At 64.8% G+C, this 16,895-nt stretch carries 14 protein-coding genes; 5 read left to right on the top strand and 9 right to left on the bottom strand.

The features are described from left to right. Positions 1-1,287, bottom strand: a complete 1,287-nt coding sequence (locus ACFDTG_RS01500) for a phospholipid carrier-dependent glycosyltransferase (protein WP_375289313.1) — start codon at positions 1,285-1,287, stop codon at positions 1-3. A gap of 197 nt (positions 1,288-1,484) precedes the next feature. On the opposite strand from ACFDTG_RS01500, the gene ACFDTG_RS01495 reads away from it, so the two are divergent. The 3 genes from ACFDTG_RS01495 (at position 1,485) to apaG (ending at position 3,580) form a co-directional block, all read left to right on the top strand. Further along, positions 1,485-1,706 carry a hypothetical protein gene (locus tag ACFDTG_RS01495; RefSeq protein WP_375289312.1) on the top strand — a complete coding sequence of 74 codons (222 nt, stop codon included), beginning with the start codon at positions 1,485-1,487 and terminating at the stop codon, positions 1,704-1,706. 127 nt (positions 1,707-1,833) lie between these two features. After that, a complete protein-coding gene (locus ACFDTG_RS01490) occupies positions 1,834-3,039 on the top strand; it encodes a trans-sulfuration enzyme family protein (RefSeq protein WP_375289311.1) in 1,206 nt (401 codons plus the stop codon). 142 nt (positions 3,040-3,181) lie between these two features. Further along, complete coding sequence (apaG, locus tag ACFDTG_RS01485) at positions 3,182-3,580, top strand: Co2+/Mg2+ efflux protein ApaG (RefSeq protein ID WP_375289310.1); 399 nt, start codon at positions 3,182-3,184, stop codon at positions 3,578-3,580. 43 nt (positions 3,581-3,623) lie between these two features. Here apaG and ACFDTG_RS01480 read toward each other — a convergent pair whose 3' ends face one another. From ACFDTG_RS01480 to infA, 6 genes are all read right to left on the bottom strand, one after another. Continuing rightward, positions 3,624-5,108, bottom strand: a complete 1,485-nt coding sequence (locus tag ACFDTG_RS01480) for a hypothetical protein (protein WP_375289309.1) — start codon at positions 5,106-5,108, stop codon at positions 3,624-3,626. After that, a complete protein-coding gene (locus ACFDTG_RS01475; protein WP_375289308.1) occupies positions 5,105-7,258 on the bottom strand; it encodes an RNA degradosome polyphosphate kinase in 2,154 nt (717 codons plus the stop codon). The genes ACFDTG_RS01480 and ACFDTG_RS01475 overlap by 4 nt, the downstream gene beginning before the upstream one ends. A gap of 64 nt (positions 7,259-7,322) precedes the next feature. Further along, positions 7,323-7,511: a DNA gyrase inhibitor YacG gene (locus ACFDTG_RS01470; RefSeq protein WP_375289307.1), complete on the bottom strand. Its 189-nt coding sequence runs from the start codon at positions 7,509-7,511 to the stop codon at positions 7,323-7,325. Beyond that, positions 7,492-8,475 (bottom strand): ribonuclease, encoded by a 984-nt coding sequence (locus ACFDTG_RS01465; RefSeq protein ID WP_375289306.1) that lies wholly within the window; start codon positions 8,473-8,475, stop codon positions 7,492-7,494. The genes ACFDTG_RS01470 and ACFDTG_RS01465 overlap by 20 nt, the downstream gene beginning before the upstream one ends. Beyond that, positions 8,468-9,040: a Maf family protein gene (locus tag ACFDTG_RS01460; RefSeq protein ID WP_375289305.1), complete on the bottom strand. Its 573-nt coding sequence runs from the start codon at positions 9,038-9,040 to the stop codon at positions 8,468-8,470. Before ACFDTG_RS01460 ends, ACFDTG_RS01465 begins: the two co-directional genes overlap by 8 nt. Positions 9,041-9,053: 13 nt before the next feature. After that, a complete protein-coding gene (infA, locus tag ACFDTG_RS01455; protein ID WP_007163491.1) occupies positions 9,054-9,299 on the bottom strand; it encodes a translation initiation factor IF-1 in 246 nt (81 codons plus the stop codon). Between the two features lie 241 nt (positions 9,300-9,540). Here infA and ACFDTG_RS01450 point away from each other — a divergent pair, with 241 nt between their 5' ends. Further along, entirely contained in the window at positions 9,541-12,480 is a 2,940-nt protein-coding gene (locus tag ACFDTG_RS01450) for a TonB-dependent receptor plug domain-containing protein (protein ID WP_375289304.1), read from the top strand. Between the two features lie 265 nt (positions 12,481-12,745). On the opposite strand, the gene ACFDTG_RS01445 is transcribed toward ACFDTG_RS01450, so the two are convergent. Then, the gene (locus tag ACFDTG_RS01445; protein WP_375289303.1) at positions 12,746-13,903 is read right to left on the bottom strand and encodes an NAD(P)/FAD-dependent oxidoreductase; all 1,158 of its coding nucleotides are present in this window, start codon (positions 13,901-13,903) and stop codon (positions 12,746-12,748) included. An 85-nt stretch (positions 13,904-13,988) separates the two neighbouring features. Here ACFDTG_RS01445 and uvrC point away from each other — a divergent pair, with 85 nt between their 5' ends. Then, the gene (gene uvrC, locus ACFDTG_RS01440; protein ID WP_375289302.1) at positions 13,989-15,941 is read left to right on the top strand and encodes an excinuclease ABC subunit UvrC; all 1,953 of its coding nucleotides are present in this window, start codon (positions 13,989-13,991) and stop codon (positions 15,939-15,941) included. 34 nt (positions 15,942-15,975) lie between these two features. Here uvrC and ACFDTG_RS01435 read toward each other — a convergent pair. Next, positions 15,976-16,895: DbpA RNA binding domain-containing protein (locus ACFDTG_RS01435; protein WP_375289301.1), on the bottom strand; the 920-nt coding region annotated here is incomplete at its 5' end.

Genomic DNA, 16,895 nt, shown 5'->3' with positions numbered 1-16,895 from the left:
TCAACGCCAACGGTCGAGCCACATCCATTGCACGAATGCCTGGTTGCCGCTGAGGGGCGCGGCGCTCAGGATCGGATAGAAATAGACGAAGAGACCCGTCGCCAGCACGAGTGGGGCGAGCGCGAGCCATTGTCGTCCGGACCGCCGTATCGCATCGAGCGCCAGCGCCAGCGCGCCGAGCATCGCCATGCTGGGCAGGAAGTAATGATAGAGGAACTGAACCGGTTTGTTGGCCGCGATCCATAACCCCAGACTGGCCGCATAGATCAGCACGCAGCCCAGGGCCGCCCAGTTGCGGCGCACCACGCCTTCGCGGGCGGCCCAAACGAGGGCCGGAATGCCCAGGAGCATGGTGAGTGGGTTCCCGATCAGCAGGACTCCACGCTGCGCGCCATCCACCTCCTCGTACAGAAACCAGATGGAACGAGAGTTGAGCACCCACTGGGGCCACCGGCTCTGATAGGGGTGCGATTTGACGACGCTTTCCTGCAGCGTCAGGGCCTGATGGTGCAGCGCAATCAGGCCTGACGGTGCTCCAGGACTGCCGAGCGCACCGTTGGCGAAAAACCAGGCCGGAATAAAGGTGAGGGCATAGACTGCTAGCGGCACCACGCCCAACCACAATGCCGCCTCGAGCAAGGTGATACCCGGCACCGGGGCACCTCGACGCGACATCAGCAGGCGTCGGCGCCCTGCCATGGCGCGAGCGACCAGAAAGACGATGCCCGGCAGCATTGCCACGAGGAGAACATTCCATTTCGATGCCATGGAGAGGCCGAGGGCCACCCCGGCAAAAGCAAGGCGGGCTCTGCTGGTCTCCGGCTCGCGCACTGCGGCTGCTAATTGCCAGAACGCCAGCGTGGCAAAGCCCACCATGAAGATGTCGAGCATTGCGATCCGCGCATTGACGAACAGATAAAAGCCGGTGGCGAGCAGAATACCGTAGGCCACCGTGGCGAAACGACTCTGGCTCGCGAACCACAGTGCCCTCATGCCGGCGAAAAGGGTTAGCCCGCCCATAATGCTGGGCAGGAAGCGCCAGCCGAAGGCGTTGTCGCCGAACAGATAGATGCCAAGCGCGATCAGTTCCTTGCCCAGAGGCGGATGCTCCCGGTTCGTGAACGAACCCAGGGCGAGATATTCCCGCGCGGCCGGCAAGTAATGGACCTCGTCGAAATAAAAGCTGGACGGGGTCGTCAGGCGTACCAGACAAAGCGCCCAGAAGCCGAGCGACAGGACGAGGCACCAGCCGATCGGATCGCGGTCAGGAACAGCTGGGGAGCGCATCGAGCGCGGGCGGTACTAAAGCTCCGTTTGCTTGGCAATCGCCGGCAGGCCGTTGCCAGACCGTTTCGGTTCAACGCTCGATGATCACGGCTGAACAATAAACTGTTGCAATCGCGAAGAAGGCTCTTCAAGGCAAAGGCAAGCGAGGTGGGGGAAATCATCTCGTGTCCGTAAGTTTTCTCGGGTTGGAGATTTCTATGTCTATTAAGTCGATCGTGATGGGTGCTGCTGCGGCAGGCCTCGTTGCTACCCCTATTGCTGTCAGTGCAAACGCTGCAGAGCGTACTGCTGCTCCTGCCGAAGGCGAGCAGGGTCTCGTTGGAAGTGGCCTGATCATCGCTGGTCTCGCCGCTGCTGCGGTTATTGCCGGCATCATTATCATTGCCGATGACGATGATGACGACGCGGTCAGTGCCTGATAACCGGCAGACCTGATTTCGAACGGGCGGGAAGGCGACTTCCCGCCCGTTTCTTTTTCGGGCTGCATTCTCCGTCCAAAGTTCGTTTGGTTTGCGCGGGCCTGCACCGCTGCTACAGCGGCGCGCGATGAAGAGAACAACCGGAACCGATCGCGAAATTACGCGCAACTGGCGCCCCGCCACCCAGGCGCTGCGCGGAGGAACCTGGCGGTCCGAACAGGGCGAGACCAGCGAAGCGCTGTTCCTGACTTCGGGCTACAGTTACGACAATGCAGCCACCGTCGCCGCCCGTTTCGCGGGCGAGGCGGACGGGATGACATACTCCAGATTGCAGAACCCCACGGTGGCCATGCTGGAAGAACGCATCGCCCTGATGGAAGGCGCACAGGCCTGCCGGACGCAGGCCAGCGGCATGGCCGCGATGACGGCCGCGCTATTGTCGCAATTGTCGGCCGGTGATCACATCGTGGCCGCCAAGGCTGCCTTCGGTTCCTGCCGCTGGCTCGTCGATAGTCTCTGCCCCCGGTTCGGCATCGAAGGCACGACCATCGACAGTGCCGACGATTCGGCGTGGGAAGCGGCGATAAGGCCGAATACCAAGGTCTTTTTCTTCGAAACCCCGGCCAATCCCACCCTCGATGTGGTCGACATCGCCCATGTCTGTTCGGTCGCCAAAGCACACGGCATCACGACCGTGGTGGACAACGCCTTCTCCAGCCCCGCCTTGCAGCGTCCGATGGCGTTCGGTGCCGACGTCGTCGCCTATAGCGCCACCAAGCTGATGGATGGCCAGGGCCGCGTCCTCGCCGGGGCGGTGTGCGGCAGCGAGGAGTTCATCAATGAGGTGCTGCTGCCGTTTCAGCGCAACACCGGGCCTACGCTTTCCCCGTTCAATGCCTGGGTTGTGCTGAAGGGCCTCGAAACACTGGACCTGCGCGCCCGCCGTCAGAGCGAGAACGCGCTGGCGCTGGGGCAGTTCGCGGAAAGCCGGGTGCCGCGCATCTTGCACCCGGGTCTCCCGAGCCACCCCCGCCACGAATTGGCGATGACACAGATGGAGGCCTGCGGTCCGATCTTTGCCATCGACGCCGGCAATCGCGAAACCGCGTTCGCCATCCTCGACGCCCTGCAACTGATCGATATCTCCAACAATATCGGGGATGCGCGCAGCCTGATGTGCCATCCGGCAAGCACGACCCATGCCGGCCTATCCGAAGATGTGCGCGCCGACATGGGCGTGACGGAAGGCTTGCTGAGGATCAACGTGGGGCTGGAGGATATCGAGGACCTGACCGAGGATCTCGACAAGGCCCTGTCCGCCGCCGGGCTCTAATCGCCTGACATTTCGCCCAACGCGGGCGGGCCGAATTTCGGCGCGACAAACAGGCGATCGAAGGGTCCGGGGAAGGGAAAAGGTGGGGCATTCCACCGCGCAGCCCTTGCATGGCGGGGACGAAGCATTAGGCTGCGAGTCGATGAAAGCACTGTTTCAGCATACAGCGATAACCCACGGCATTGCCGTGAGGGTGGCGGTCAGCTTTCTTCCGGAGCAGTCGCAGCCAGACGACGGGAAGTGGTTCTGGGTCTACCATATCCGGATCGAAAACCACTCGCACGAGAGCGTGCAATTGATTACGCGGCATTGGCGGATCACCGATTCGCGCGGTCAGGTCGCTATCGTCGATGGCGACGGTGTCGTCGGCGAACAGCCGATGCTGAAGCCGGGAGCAAGCCACGATTATGTTTCGGGCTGCCCGCTGGACACTCCGCATGGCTCGATGGAAGGCTTCTACACCTTCACGCGCGAGGATGGAGAACCGCTGGAGGTTAGGATACCCTTCTTCCCGCTCGCAGCACCCGCCACCGCCGACTGAGCCTTCGGGTCCACGGACCTGTGGCGGGCGATCCGGCCCGCCTTCAGTCCACGCTCGCTTCCAGCCCCAGCCACTCGGCCAGAATGCCGAGATCCTTTTTCACCACTGCGGTGACCAGCCCTGCGTGACTCGCTTCGACACGCAGCGTCAGTGTGCCCTCGTCCGCAATCAAACGGCTTGCCGAAAGAGCGGCCCTGGCGCCCGCGCCCAGCCTCTGGGCGAGCCTGAGAGCAAGCCCCCATCCGGTGGCTTCCTTCAACTCGCCCGCGCTGGCCAGCCGCGTCAGGCGATCGGGATGGGCCGTGGTCCCTAGGCTCCCCAGCAACGCCGCGCCCAGCATGGCGCGGCCATTCGCATCCACCCCGATCCAGCGCTTGTCGAGCGCCCATTCCAGGGCATGTTCGTGCCGCAAGTTCGGTTCGACCCTGTGAAGCGCCAGCACAAGCTGTGCCGCTGCCAGACGCAGGCGCTCGGTGCGGTTTCCCGATCCGCTGGCGGCGGCGGAAGTCCACGCTGCGATCAGGGTTGCATCGGTAACGCTGGCCGATCGTTCGGCGGCAAATTCCGAAACGCCCGCAAGCAGTGGGTCCTTGGCCCCGTCCAGCGGGTCCAGGCGCTGGAACAGCAATCCCTCGCGCAGGCCCCAGCTGGAGAACACCAGCCCTTCGGGCATCAGGTCGGCCAGCAGGACGCGGAGCAGTGCGGCCGCATCGGGCAGCTTTTCCGCGCGCATGGAACTGATGCCGCGGATCTGCGCCAGTTTGGATGTCTTTGACCGCTGGATGGTTTTCGCGAAGGCCAGCGCGTCTTCTGTGGTCAGCGTGAAGCCATGCGGATCCGTGAGCGGGTAATCCATCGCCCGCATCGCGTAGGCGGCCAGGGCGCGCCAGGTCCCTCCCACCATATAGAGGGGGCCGTCCTGGTTTCGCGCCCAGTCCTGCGCTTTCAGCATCTTGGCAACCTTGCGCTCGAAGTTACCCTTCGCCCGCAGTGCGGGGAGGCGCAGTGTACCCAGGGGAAAGCTGGCACCTTCATGGCAGCTGCCATCCTTTACGGATATCAGTTCCAGGCTGCCGCCGCCAAGATCGGCCACGACGCCGTGCGCGCCGGGGAAGGCGCCGATGGCCCCATGCGCGCTGGCCATGGCCTCTTCTTCGCCGGTCAGAAGCTTCACGGGAAGGCCGCGGTCGGCGATGCGGCGCAGAAATTGCGGGCCATTGTCCGCATCGCGCGGGGCAGCGGTGGCGACGATCTGCATATCGCGTACGCCGAGGTCGGAAGCGATCAGCGCATAGCGGTCGAGTGCAGCCAGCGCTTCTTCCATCGCGGCTTCCGGCATCAGTCCGGTATCGGCCAGATCGCTTCCGAGACGGGCCGAAACCTTTTCGTTCCAGAGCACCGTAGGCGCGCGGCGCGGAGCCCCGTAGATCACCAGGCGCACGGTATTCGATCCGATGTCGATTACCGCGCTGGCGCTGCTTTCGCGCCGCCGCCGCCATTGCGGCGTGCGCCCGTTTGCTGCGATCACTTGCGGCGATCGCGCAGGCTCAACCGCGGAACATCGTGTTCCTCGATCGCGGCGCCCCGTCCGGAAAGGGAGGGATTGGACATGAAGTAGCCGTGGCAGTTGAAGCCGCCTTCGCCAATCGCCAATCGGTGATAATCCCCGTTCGGGTCCAGACGCCAGCTTCGCTCGGTATCCAGTATGTTGGCCAGCATGACCTGGTCGAGCACCTGGTCGTGGACGGTCTTGTTGACGATGGGTACCAGCACTTCGACGCGGCGGTCGAGGTTGCGGCTCATGGCATCGGCGCTGGTGATGAACAGCTTGGCGCGGCGGCTGGGCAGGGCATACCCATTGCCGAAAGCCCAGATGCGGCTGTGCTCAAGAAAGCGGCCGATGATGGATTTGACGCGGATGTTTTCGGACAGGCCCGGCACGCCCGCGCGCAGCGAACAGATCCCGCGAACCACCAGCGTGATGTCGACACCTGCTTCGCTGGCCGCGTAGAGCCGGTCGATCACGCCCTTTTCGGTCAGCGAGTTCATCTTGGCCCAGATGCCTGCCTTCCGCCCCGCGCGGGCATGTTCGATCTCGCGGTCGATGTGTCGGTAAAGCGTTTCGCGAAGTGAAATCGGGGAAATCGCCAGCTTCTCCATATCGCGCGGCTCGACATATCCGGTGATGAAATTGAAGAGCTTCGCAGTGTCGCGGCCGTAGGCGGGATCGGCGGTGAAATAGCTGAGATCGGTATAGATCTTGGCCGTCACCGGATGGTAATTGCCGGTGCCGAAATGGCAGTAGGTGCGGTAGCCGTCCTCTTCGCGCCGCACCACCAGGCTGACCTTGGCATGGGTTTTCCATTCCACGAAGCCGTAGATCACCTGTACCCCGGCGCGTTCCAGTTCGCTGGCCCAGCGCAGGTTGCGCTCTTCGTCGAAACGGGCCTTCAGCTCGACCACGGCGGTCACCGCCTTGCCCGCTTGCGCTGCTTCGATGAGCGAATTGATGATCGGCGACTGGTCGCCCGCTCGATAGAGCGTCTGCTTGATCGAGACGACCGCCGGATCGCGCGCGGCCTGCGCCACGAAGTCGTTCACCACCTCGAAACTCTCGTATGGGTGATGGATGATGATATCCTTCTCGCGGATCGCGGCGAACGCGTCGCCGTCATGTTCCACCACCCGTTCGGGATAGCGCGGGCTGAACGGCGTGAACTTGAGATCCGGGCGCGGTTCGGAACAGATCGCGTCGAGATGGTGGAGCCCCAGCATGCCGCCGGTCTTCACCACCATGGCGCTTTCGATGTCGAACTCGTCGCGCAGCAGGGCCTCGGCCTCCGCATCGCATTCATCGTCCAGCTCCAGCAGCACGGCGCGGCCGCGACGGCGGCGCTGAATGGCGCTGCGAAACACGCGCACCAGGTCTTCCGCCTCTTCCTCGACTTCGATGTCACTGTCGCGGAGCACGCGGAACAGCCCGTCGCCCTTGATGCGGAAGCCGGGGAACAGCAGATCGGCGAACCGCACGATCAGCTTTTCTATTGCCACATAAATCGCGGTTTCGCCGGGTTTGGTGTTGGGCACCCGCACGAAACGCGGCACGCCGCTGGGGATCAGCACCATCTCCATGAGATCGGTGTCCTTGTTCACCCGCTCCAGCGCGAAGATCACGCCCATTCCGAGATTGGCGACGAAGGGAAACGGGTGGCTGGGATCGATCGCCTGCGGGGTGATGAGGGGCAGGATATCGTTTTCGAAATAATCGCGCAGCCAGTCCTGGCGCTTCACCGACAACTGGTCGATCTCGGCGAGCAGAACGCCTTCGTCGGCCAGCAGGCGACGCAGTTCGTTGAGGATCGCCTGCTGCCGTTCCTCGAGATCGAGAACCTCGCTGCGGATCGCGTCGAGCTGCTGGCGCGGCGTGGATCCGTCGATCGCGGTGGTCTCGATCCCGCGGCTCGCCTGGCCTTCCAGCCCGGCGACGCGGATCATGGTGAACTCGTCGAGATTGCTGGCGGATATCGAAAGGAAGCGAAGTCGCTCCAGCAGCGGATAGCGCGGGTTTTCCGCCTCCGCCAGCACGCGGCGGTTGAAGGCCAGCCAGCTCAGCTCGCGATTGACGTAGCGATCCGTTTCTGGGTCGGGATCGGCGACGATGGTTTCCGGCGCGTTCATGCCGCTCCTTTCAGCGGGCGGTGTTACAACCGCAAGTCCGAATGCGCCAGCGGACGGTGCGGGGTCAGTCGCCCCGATCACCGATCACTTCGCGTGCGATATCTTCGGGCGTGGCGGCGGGCCCCGGCACGGCATAGCCATCGTTGAACCAGCGGGCGAGATCGCGGTCGCGGCAGCGCGAGGAGCAGAAAGGCGCGGTATTCTCGCTGCGGGCATTGCCGCAGACGGGGCAGCTACGGGGCGTGTCGGTCATCGGATACAAGCTGGGCATGGGGGGCATCGAAGGCAAGGGCGGGGGTGTCGATCAGGCGAACGCGCCTGCCCGTGCGCCGTTCCAGCTCTTCGATATGCGCCTGCACCACTTGTGCCCTCAGCGCGGGAGCGATGGCGAGTTCGACAATGCCGGGGCCCTCCAGCGCTTCGGCACGGCGCAGCAGCCTGCGCCACACCAGTCCTCCGCGTTGCCAGCTTGCGCGTTGCAACAGCGAAGGGCGGGTGGCACGGGCTACGATCTGAACCAGGCCGAAGCCGTTCATCGCGGTGCGCTCGTGCGGCCAGCCGTCCAGATGTCGGGCCAGCAACTCGTCCACCGCGCGGCGGTCCATCTTGGCTTCCAGTGTCGGGAAATCGACCGCGACGGACCCACCGATGTCGAAGCGGCGCAGCGCATCCGCCAGCGCGGGAACGGCGGCCATGGCCAGGCGGGCGGGGGGCAGATCGCCATCGATGTCGATGGCGGTCAGCGCGGGGGTGGGGGTGAGCCACAGCGTCCCGCCGGAAAAGGCGACCGTGCCGGTGAGCGCTTCATCCACCAGCTCGTCCCAGCCGGAGACAGGGAAGCGCCTTACTGTCTTCGACGGGGTGCCGGTCGCCGCCAGTCGCTCGGTCAGCGAGGGGCGGGCGAGCTGCGCCTCGCTGGGGCGACCCTGCGCGCGCTTGAAGCGCCCCGGCCCGGCGAAGGCCGCGCGCGTGATCGCGATGCGGATGACCGCGCCCTCGGCGGCGCTGGTGGGAAGACGGTCGACCAGCACTTCCTCGCCATCGACCAGCACGGTGCCGCGCGGGCTGCCCCCGGCACGCGATGCCAGCCGGGCGTCGACGACCCATCCGGGTTGCACCTGTCCATGCCATTCGAGGCAGGCGGCCAGTATTCGCTCCGAGTGGACGTAAACGGCACGGCTCTCGCCGATGCCCTCCTCGACCAGCCACTCAGCCAAGCGGAAATCCCGCCGCCTTGAGCAACAAGCGTGTTTCGTAAAGCGGCAGACCCATCACGCCCGAATGGCTCCCGTGGATCCATTCGACCAGCCCTTCGGCGGTGCCCTGGATGGCATAGCCGCCGGCTTTGCCGTGCCACTCGCCGCCCGCGAGATAGGCTGCGATCTCGCTGTCGGAAAACCGCTTGAAGCGTACTATGGTCTCGCTCAGCTTTTCGCGCACCGTGCCGTCCGGATGGGCGAGCGCCACTGCGGACAACACCCGGTGCCGCCGCCCGGACAGCAGTTCGAGGCAATGCCGCGCGGTCGATTCGTTTTCCGCCTTGGGCAATATGCGCCGCCCCGCCGCGACGACGGTATCGCCGCCCAGCACGAAACCTGCGGCTGGCACCGCCAGCGCCTTCTCCCGCGCCATGCGCCGGGCATAATCGCGCGGAAGCTCGCCCTTGGTCGGCGTCTCGTCTATATCGGCTGGCGCGATCGCGTCCGGCGCTATGCCCAGCCGGGCGAGCAATTCGCGGCGGCGCGGACTGGCGGATGCGAGTGTGAGATGCGGCGTGCCCATGGGGCAGGCGCGCTTATTGCGGGCCGGGGCCGCCGCGTCCCGGCATGAAGCGATAGGTGATGCGCGCCTTGGTGAGGTCGTAAGGGGTCAGTTCGCAGAGAACCTCGTCCCCCACCAGCACACGGATGCGGTTCTTGCGCATCTTGCCTGCGGTGTGACCCAGCACTTCGTGGCCGTTTTCAAGCTCCACCCGGAACATCGCATTGGGCAATAGCTCGACCACGCGCCCACGCATTTCGAGGAGCTCTTCCTTGGCCATACTATCCTTTTCAAACATAAAAGCGGCAAAACTGCCGCTCGGTGGCGCGCCATAGCCGCAAGCCTTGCAAAAGGGAAGGGCGGCGTCGCTCCCGAGGGCGAATCTGACGAACGGCAGATATCGCTCGACCAGCGACAATGCGTTACCGTCCAAACCTTGCGATCCATTCATGTTTATCGCAGTGCGCATGGTCTAGGGGAGAACCATCCCGATGAAAGGTTTTTCCCCATTGCGTAAACTGATGTCTGTTTCGCTGGTGGCGCTGATCGCCGCGTCCCCGACGCTGGCGCAGACCCCGCCCGAAACCGCGCAATCCGAACCGGCTTCCCCCGCTGCTCCCCCGGACGCGCCGCTGGGCGAGGAAGACGTCAATGCAATCATCGTAACCGCCGCGAGGGTGGGCGGGGTGGTTCAGACTGACAACGCGCCGGTCGTTGAACTGGATGAAAAGGACATCGAATCCTACGGGGCCAGCTCCATCCAGGATCTGGTCGCCCAGCTCGCCCCGCAAGTCGGATCGGGCAACGGTCGCGGGGGCCGCCCCGTATTTCTGGTGAACGGCCAGCGCGTCACCAATTTCCGCGAAATCTTCCGCTACCCTCCCGAAGCGCTGAAGCGGGTCGAGGTGCTGCCCGAGCAGGTGGCCTTGAAATTCGGCTTCTCCGCCGAACAGCGCGTGATCAACTTCATCCTGAAGGACAATTACGCCAGCCGCGAGGTGGAAGCAGAAATCGGCGGGCCGACCGACGGCGGTTATACCATCGGCGAAGTCGAGCTTTCCGAGCTTCGGATCAACGGCAAGCAGCGCCTCAATGCATCCGCAGAATATGCGCGGACCTCGGCCCTGACGGAGGCGGAGCGCGGCATCGTGCAGACGGGGGCCGTTCCCACGGTGGCGGGCAGCCCGGATATCGGCGATTTTCGCACCCTGGTGGGGCGGTCCGACAAGTTCGAGGCCAATATCTCCAGTACGCAGGCGCTGGGCGAAGACGGAATGGGCGGGCAGCTCACACTGAACGGACAATACGCCCGCAACACCGGCACATCCTTTTCAGGTCTCGATCTTCAGACGCTCGCCAATGGGGACACCGCCGTTATCGATCTCGATCCCATCACCCGGAACACCCGATCGGACACCTATTCGCTTGGTGCGGGTTTCAGCACGCGGCTCGGCGATTACCAGTTCCAGACCACGTTCGATGCCAGTCTGGCCGAGAGCGAAAGCGAGATCGACCGGCGACGCACGGCACCGGGCGTGGTGATCCAGGACTTTGCGCAAAGCCGCGTCTGGTCAGCGAGCAACAAGACGACGCTGATCGGTCAGCCGTTCGATCTGCCCGCAGGCGAACTGGGGGTGACCCTGGATGCCGGATACAACTGGAGCCGGATCGAAAGCGAGGACAGCCGCACCGGATTGGGCGAGATCACGCTGACGCGCGGCGATCTGAATGGCGGCGCCAATATCTCCATACCCATCGCCAGCAGGCGGGCGGAAGTATGGGACGCGATCGGCGATCTCAGCTTCAATATCGGCGGCGGCGTGAACCATGTGTCGGACTTCGGCACGCTGGGCAACTGGACCACGGGGCTGGTGTGGAGCCCGGCCGAGCCGCTGACGCTCAACGCCACCTATAGCGAAAGGGAGGCGGCGCCTGGGCTCAGCCAGCTGGGCGGACCGGTGACCCAGAGCTTCAACGTACCTTACTATGATTTCGCCACCGGACAGAGCGTGCTGATCACCCAGACCAGCGGCGGTAATCCGAACCTGCTGGCGGAAACACAGCGCGATCTGAAGCTTTCGGCCAATTACGATCTCGACCTGCTGGACCGGACCAACATCGTCGTCGAATATTACCGCAACCGGTCCGACGACGTGACATCGTCCTTCCCGGCGCTGACTTCGGCAATCGAGGCGGCTTTCCCGGATCGCGTCACGCGCGATCCCGCCGGCAATCTGACCGCGATCGACACCCGCCCGGTCACCTTCGCCGAGACGCGCAGCGAGCGGCTGCGCTATGGCTTCAATATCTTCGGCAAGTTGGGCAAGCCCTATGCCGAGGGAGAAGCGCCGGCCCGCGCCGGGCGCGGGGGTCTCTTCGCGGCAATGCGCGGCGCGGGTTCCGGCCAGGGCGGTGGCCAATCCAGCGGACGGTCCAGCGGGCAAGCCGGCGCTTCCGGCGAAGGGGCCGGTCAGGGCGCAGGCGGAATGAGCTTCGATCCCCAGCGCATGGCCGCGCTGAGGGAGCGGTTCTGTTCGACCCCGGAAGGCCAGATTCCCGATCTTTCGGGCATTCCCGAACCCATGCTCGCGCGGCTGAAAGGTGAGAACGGAGAGATCGATCCGGCGCGCGTTGCCGTGATGCGCGAAAGGTTCTGTAACGCGGATGCGCAACGGCGGTTCGATCCGGAGCGCTTCGCCGCCATGCGGCAGGCGCTTTGTGCCGATCCGGCGAAAGAGCCCGATCCCGCGGCCCTTCCGCCCGCCGTGCTCGATCGGTTGAAGGGTCCGGATGGCACGGTCGATCCTGCCCGGCTCAAGGAATTTCAGACCCGCATATGCGCCATGCCCCAAACGGGCCAGGGCGGCGGGGAAGGCGCGCAGAACCGTGGCGAGAGCGGCGGTTCGGGCGGCGAAAACCGTGAGGGCGGCAGCCGCCGTGGCGGTGGCGGTGGACGGGGCGGCAACGATGGGCAGGGCCGCTGGAATCTGGGTGTCTATCACACCATCAACCTGGTCAATTCGGTGCTGATCGCCGACGGTGGCCCCTTCCTCGACCTGCTGGACGGGGATGCCACCGGCAGCGGCGGCGGCGTTTCACGCCATCAGTTCGAAATCGAAGGCGGCGGCTTCTATCGCGGGCTGGGCGCTCGTCTTTCCGGCAATTACCGGGGCGCGACGCGGGTCAACGGATCGGGCCTGCCGGGTTCGAGCGACCTGTTCTTCGGCGATCTCGTCACCTTCGATCTGCGCCTGTTCATGGCGCTGGACCAGCAGCAATGGCTGGTCGGCAGCGATCCGGGCTTCTTCAAGGATGCCCGCCTGTCGCTTCGCGTGAACAATCTGTTCGACACGCGCCAGCGGGTGACGGATGAAAACGGAGTGGTGCCTCTGCGCTATCAGCCGTTCCTGATCGATCCGACGGGGCGCTTCGTGGAGATCGAATTCCGCAAGCTGTTCTGAAGGTGGGCGCGCCGGAAACGGTACCTGTCCTATTTGCTTTCCTACAGGGTCGGGCTCGCGGTAGAACGCCGCGACCCGCTCTTTGAAATTGCCGACATCGTTTCCGCACCAACCGCGCCGAACGCGGTAAGAAGCACCGCGCCGACTGAAAAATTCTAAGTATACGGTGTCGGTGCGAGGAATGGGCAGAAAACGTATATGAAGCAGTGGTTTGGGGAAGTTCGACAGTTTTGCAAAACCCCCCGGTCTGCGGTCCACGTCTCGCTCAGATTGCCTCTGCCGCCGCGACCCCGCTCGCCCAGGCCCATTGGAAATTGTAGCCGCCGAGCCAGCCGGTGACATCGACCGCCTCACCGATAAAATGGAGGCCGGGCACCGCCTTTGCGGCCATGGTCTTGGATGACAGATCGCCCGTCGAAACGCCGCCCAGTGTGACCTCCGCCTTGGCGAAGCCCTCGCTGCCGTTGGGATGGAAGCGCCAGCCGCCAAGCTGAGCCTCCGCCTTGCGCAGCGCCTTGTCCGGCAAATTGCCGAGATCGCCCGGCAGCGCCAGCCGCTCCGCCAGCGTGGCTGCCAGTCGTTCGGGCAGGAGGGTGCGTAACTGGCCCCTGAGATCGCCGCGCGGTGCCGCTCGCTTGGCTTCCAGCAGCCAGCCCTCGGCCCGGTCGGGCGCGAAGTCGATGCCGATCGGTTCTCCCGGCTGCCAATAGCTGGAGACCTGCAGGATCGCCGGGCCGGACAGACCGCGATGAGTGAACAGCGCCGCTTCGCGAAAGGCCGCCTTGCCCGCGCTGGCGACGACATCTGCCGCAACCCCGGAAAGCTCCCGGAACAGCACGTCATCCCCGCCAAGCGTCAGCGGTACCAGCGCGGGGCGCGGCTCTACTACCTTGAGGCCGAACCGGCGCGCGATGGCATAGGCATCCCCCGTAGCGCCCATCTTAGGGATCGACGGCCCGCCCGTCGCCACCACCAGCGCGGGCGCGCGGCAATCGCCGACACCGAATTGGCCATCCGCATGGGTAATGGCCGTGTCCTCCACACCGCAGCACAGTTCGACGCCGCCCCTGGCGCATTCCTCCATCAGCATGGCGACGATCTGCCGGGACGAGCCGTCGCAGAAAAGCTGGCCCAGCGTCTTTTCGTGCCAGGCGATCCCGTGCCGTTCGACCAGATCGAGGAAATCGCGCGCGGTATACCGGCTCAGCGCGGATTTCGCGAAGTGGGGGTTTCGGGAAAGGTAGCGGTCCGGCGCGGTATGGATATTGGTGAAATTGCAGCGCCCGCCGCCCGAAATCAGGATCTTCTTCCCCGGTTCGCGCGCACGCTCCAGCACCACCACGCGCTTGCCGCGCTGGCCCGCGCGGGCCGCGCACATCAGCCCCGCCGCCCCGCCGCCGAGGATAATCGCGTCATAGTCCATCGCATGGCGCCTAGCTCCGAAAGCCAAGGGAAACCAGCCACTGCGCCTCTTCCCTTTCCCGGCGGCAAAACCTAGCTGAAGGGCCATGGCGAAGGCAGGCAGACCCAACGATCCGCGCGGGCAGGACCGGTTCCTGGAGGAGCGCGCGACCTACACCGTCGCCAGCGCGCAGCCGGATCTCGAAGCGGGTGTCACCGCGATCCGCGAGACGGTCAAGGTCCTGAAGCCCAAGCCGGGCGTTTATCGCATGCTCGATGCGCGGGGCGACGTCCTCTATGTCGGCAAGGCGCGCAGCCTGAAGGCGCGCGTGGCCAATTACACGCAGATCAAGGCGCTGTCCGGCCGGCTCACCCGCATGGTCAGCCAGACGCGGGCGATGGAGATCGTCACCACCAATTCGGAGGCCGAGGCGCTGCTGCTCGAGGCGCAGCTTATCAAGCGCTATCGTCCGCCGTTCAACGTCCTGCTGCGCGACGACAAGAGCTTTCCCTTCATCCTGCTGCGTGCGGATCACGATTTTCCCCGCATCATGAAGCATCGCGGCGCGCGCAAGGCGAAGGGCGAATATTATGGCCCCTTCGCCAGCGCCGGAAGCGTCAACACCACCATCAACGCATTGCAGAAGCTGTTTCTGCTGAGGAGCTGCACCGACAGCTTCTTCAGTCGCCGCGATCGGCCCTGCCTGCTCTACCAGATAAAGCGCTGCTCCGCCCCCTGCGTGGGCCGGATCGACGAGGCTGGTTACAAGGAGCTGGTGGCGGAGGCGAAGGACTTCCTCTCCGGCAAATCGGGCGCGGTACAGGCGAAGATCGAAAAGCAGATGGCCAAGGCCGCGGATGATCTCGATTTCGAGACCGCCGCGATCCTGCGCGACCGGCTGCGCGCGGCGACCTTCATCCAGGGCAGCCAGGCGATCAATGCCAGCGGGGTGGGGGATGCGGACATCTTCGCACTCGCCGCCAAGGGCGGGCAGGTGGGCGTGCAGGCCTTTTTTATCCGGGGCGGGCAGAATTGGGGGCACCGCGCCTTCTTCCCCAGCCACACGCAGGATCTGGAGAAGGACGAGGTCCTGTCCGATGTCCTCCTCCAGTTCTATGAAGAGGTTCCACCGCCACGCACGATCCTGGTCGATCGCGAGCTGCCCGAACAGGATCTGGTAGCGCAGGCGCTGTCCACGGCCGCCGACCACAAAGTTGAGATATCCGTTCCCCAGCGCGGCACGCGGCGCAAGCTGATGAGCCAAGCGCAACGCAATGCCGTGGAAGCGCTGGACAGGCGCCTGGCGGAAAGCGGCACCCGGGCAAAGACCTTGCAGGAACTGGCCGAATTCCTCGAACTGGAGAGCCCGCCCCAGCGCGTGGAGATTTACGACAACAGCCATATCCAGGGCGACAAGGCGCTGGGCGCGATGGTGGTCGCCGGGCCCGAAGGTTTCGAGAAGGGCCAGTATCGCAAGTTCAACATCAAGACCGCGCAGACCAACGACGATTTCGGCATGATGCGTGAAGTGATGCGGCGCCGTTTCCGCAATCTCGCGGAAAATCCCGATGGTGGGGAGGGGCGCAAGAACAGCCATGAAAGCGTCTGGCCGGACCTGGTCCTGATCGATGGCGGCAAAGGGCAGATGTCGTCCGTGCGCGACACGCTGGAGGAGATGGGGATCGAAGACGTGCCCCTGATCGCCATCGCCAAGGGTCCGCATCACGGCCGCGAAGGGCGCGAGGTGTTTCATTTCCCGGACGGGCGGGAAAAGATGCTGCCGGTGAATTCACCCGTCCTGTTCCAGCTCCAGCGCTGGCGCGATGAAGTCCACCGCTATGCCATCGGCGCGCACCGCCAGAAACGCAGCCGGGCCATCACCGCCTCCCCCCTGGACGAAATCCCGGGGATCGGACCGGCCCGCAAGCGCGCGCTGCTGCTGCATTTCGGCACCGCCGGCAAAGTCCGCGCCGCCGCGCTCGATGATTTGAGGCGTGCTCCCGGCATCAGCCACGCCGTGGCGCAGCAGATCTACGATTTCTATCACGCCAGCGGGTGAGCTTTCGGGTGGCGCGCTGCGCCGCCGTCAGACCTCAGCCGCGCGGTTTGCCCTTGCCCTGGCTCTTTCCCGGTCCCTTGCTCTTGTAGGGTTTGGGCTTTCCCGAGAATTTGCGCTTCTCGAATTTGCCACCGGTGGCGCGTTCGCCGGATGAGCCCTTGTCGCGAAACGGACGCGGCTGGACATTGCCGGGACGATGTTCGCGCCGGTTGGCGCGGGCGGTTTCCCGTGGCGGCTCGGATGCGGCTTCGATGACGATCGAATCCTGCTCGTCGTCTCCATTCGCAGTCGTGCGGACCGCATCGGTGAATTTGTCGGCGATGGCGCGGGGGATCTGGAAATGGGTTTCCTGCTGACCGACCCGGATCGCGCCGATTTCGTTACGGGTGATCTGGCCGCGGCGACAGATCAGCGGCAGCAGCCAACGCGGCTCCGCCCGCTGACGTCGGCCTACTGCGATACGAAACCAGACGGTATCCTCGAAACCGGGGCGGTGGCGTTCCGCCTTTTCGCGCGTGCGCCCATCCGGCGTGTTGGCCGTGAGTTCCTCGGGCTGCGGCATGGCGGCGCGGTGCGCCCGCACGAGCGAGGCGGCGATGTCCTCCGCGCTCATCTTCTGCATCACGGTGGCGGCGAGCTGGCGATCTTCCTCGTCGTAATCGACGGGGGCCAGCATCCTTTCCAGCACACGTTCGCGATCCCGCTCCCGAATCTGTTCGGGGGAGGGAGCGTCCATCCATTCCGCCTCGATCCGCGCGCCGCGAAGCATGCTCTCCACGCGTCGGCGCCGACTGTAGGGGACGATGAGAGCGGCGGTCCCCTTCTTCCCTGCGCGGCCCGTGCGGCCGGAGCGGTGTTGAAGCGTTTCGGCATCGCGGGGGATTTCGACATGAACCACCAGGCTCAAGGTCGGAAGATCGATGCCGCGCGCGGCCACGTCGGTCGCCACGCATA

This window comes from Qipengyuania sp., assembly GCF_042095715.1.
In the GTDB taxonomy this organism is placed as follows: Bacteria; Pseudomonadota; Alphaproteobacteria; order Sphingomonadales; family Sphingomonadaceae; genus Qipengyuania.
This window is presented reverse-complemented; position numbering and strand designations above follow the sequence as displayed.

Coding starts and splice junctions, on each gene's coding strand:
- apaG (WP_375289310.1), top strand. CDS start 3,182: ATGAAAGCACTGTTTCAGCATACAGCGATAACCCACGGCATTGCCGTG.
- uvrC (WP_375289302.1), top strand. CDS start 13,989: ATGGCGAAGGCAGGCAGACCCAACGATCCGCGCGGGCAGGACCGGTTC.
- ACFDTG_RS01490 (WP_375289311.1), top strand. CDS start 1,834: ATGAAGAGAACAACCGGAACCGATCGCGAAATTACGCGCAACTGGCGC.
- ACFDTG_RS01500 (WP_375289313.1), bottom strand. CDS start 1,287: ATGCGCTCCCCAGCTGTTCCTGACCGCGATCCGATCGGCTGGTGCCTC.
- ACFDTG_RS01495 (WP_375289312.1), top strand. CDS start 1,485: ATGTCTATTAAGTCGATCGTGATGGGTGCTGCTGCGGCAGGCCTCGTT.
- ACFDTG_RS01475 (WP_375289308.1), bottom strand. CDS start 7,258: ATGAACGCGCCGGAAACCATCGTCGCCGATCCCGACCCAGAAACGGAT.
- ACFDTG_RS01460 (WP_375289305.1), bottom strand. CDS start 9,040: ATGGGCACGCCGCATCTCACACTCGCATCCGCCAGTCCGCGCCGCCGC.
- ACFDTG_RS01445 (WP_375289303.1), bottom strand. CDS start 13,903: ATGGACTATGACGCGATTATCCTCGGCGGCGGGGCGGCGGGGCTGATG.
- infA (WP_007163491.1), bottom strand. CDS start 9,299: ATGGCCAAGGAAGAGCTCCTCGAAATGCGTGGGCGCGTGGTCGAGCTA.
- ACFDTG_RS01470 (WP_375289307.1), bottom strand. CDS start 7,511: ATGACCGACACGCCCCGTAGCTGCCCCGTCTGCGGCAATGCCCGCAGC.
- ACFDTG_RS01450 (WP_375289304.1), top strand. CDS start 9,541: ATGTCTGTTTCGCTGGTGGCGCTGATCGCCGCGTCCCCGACGCTGGCG.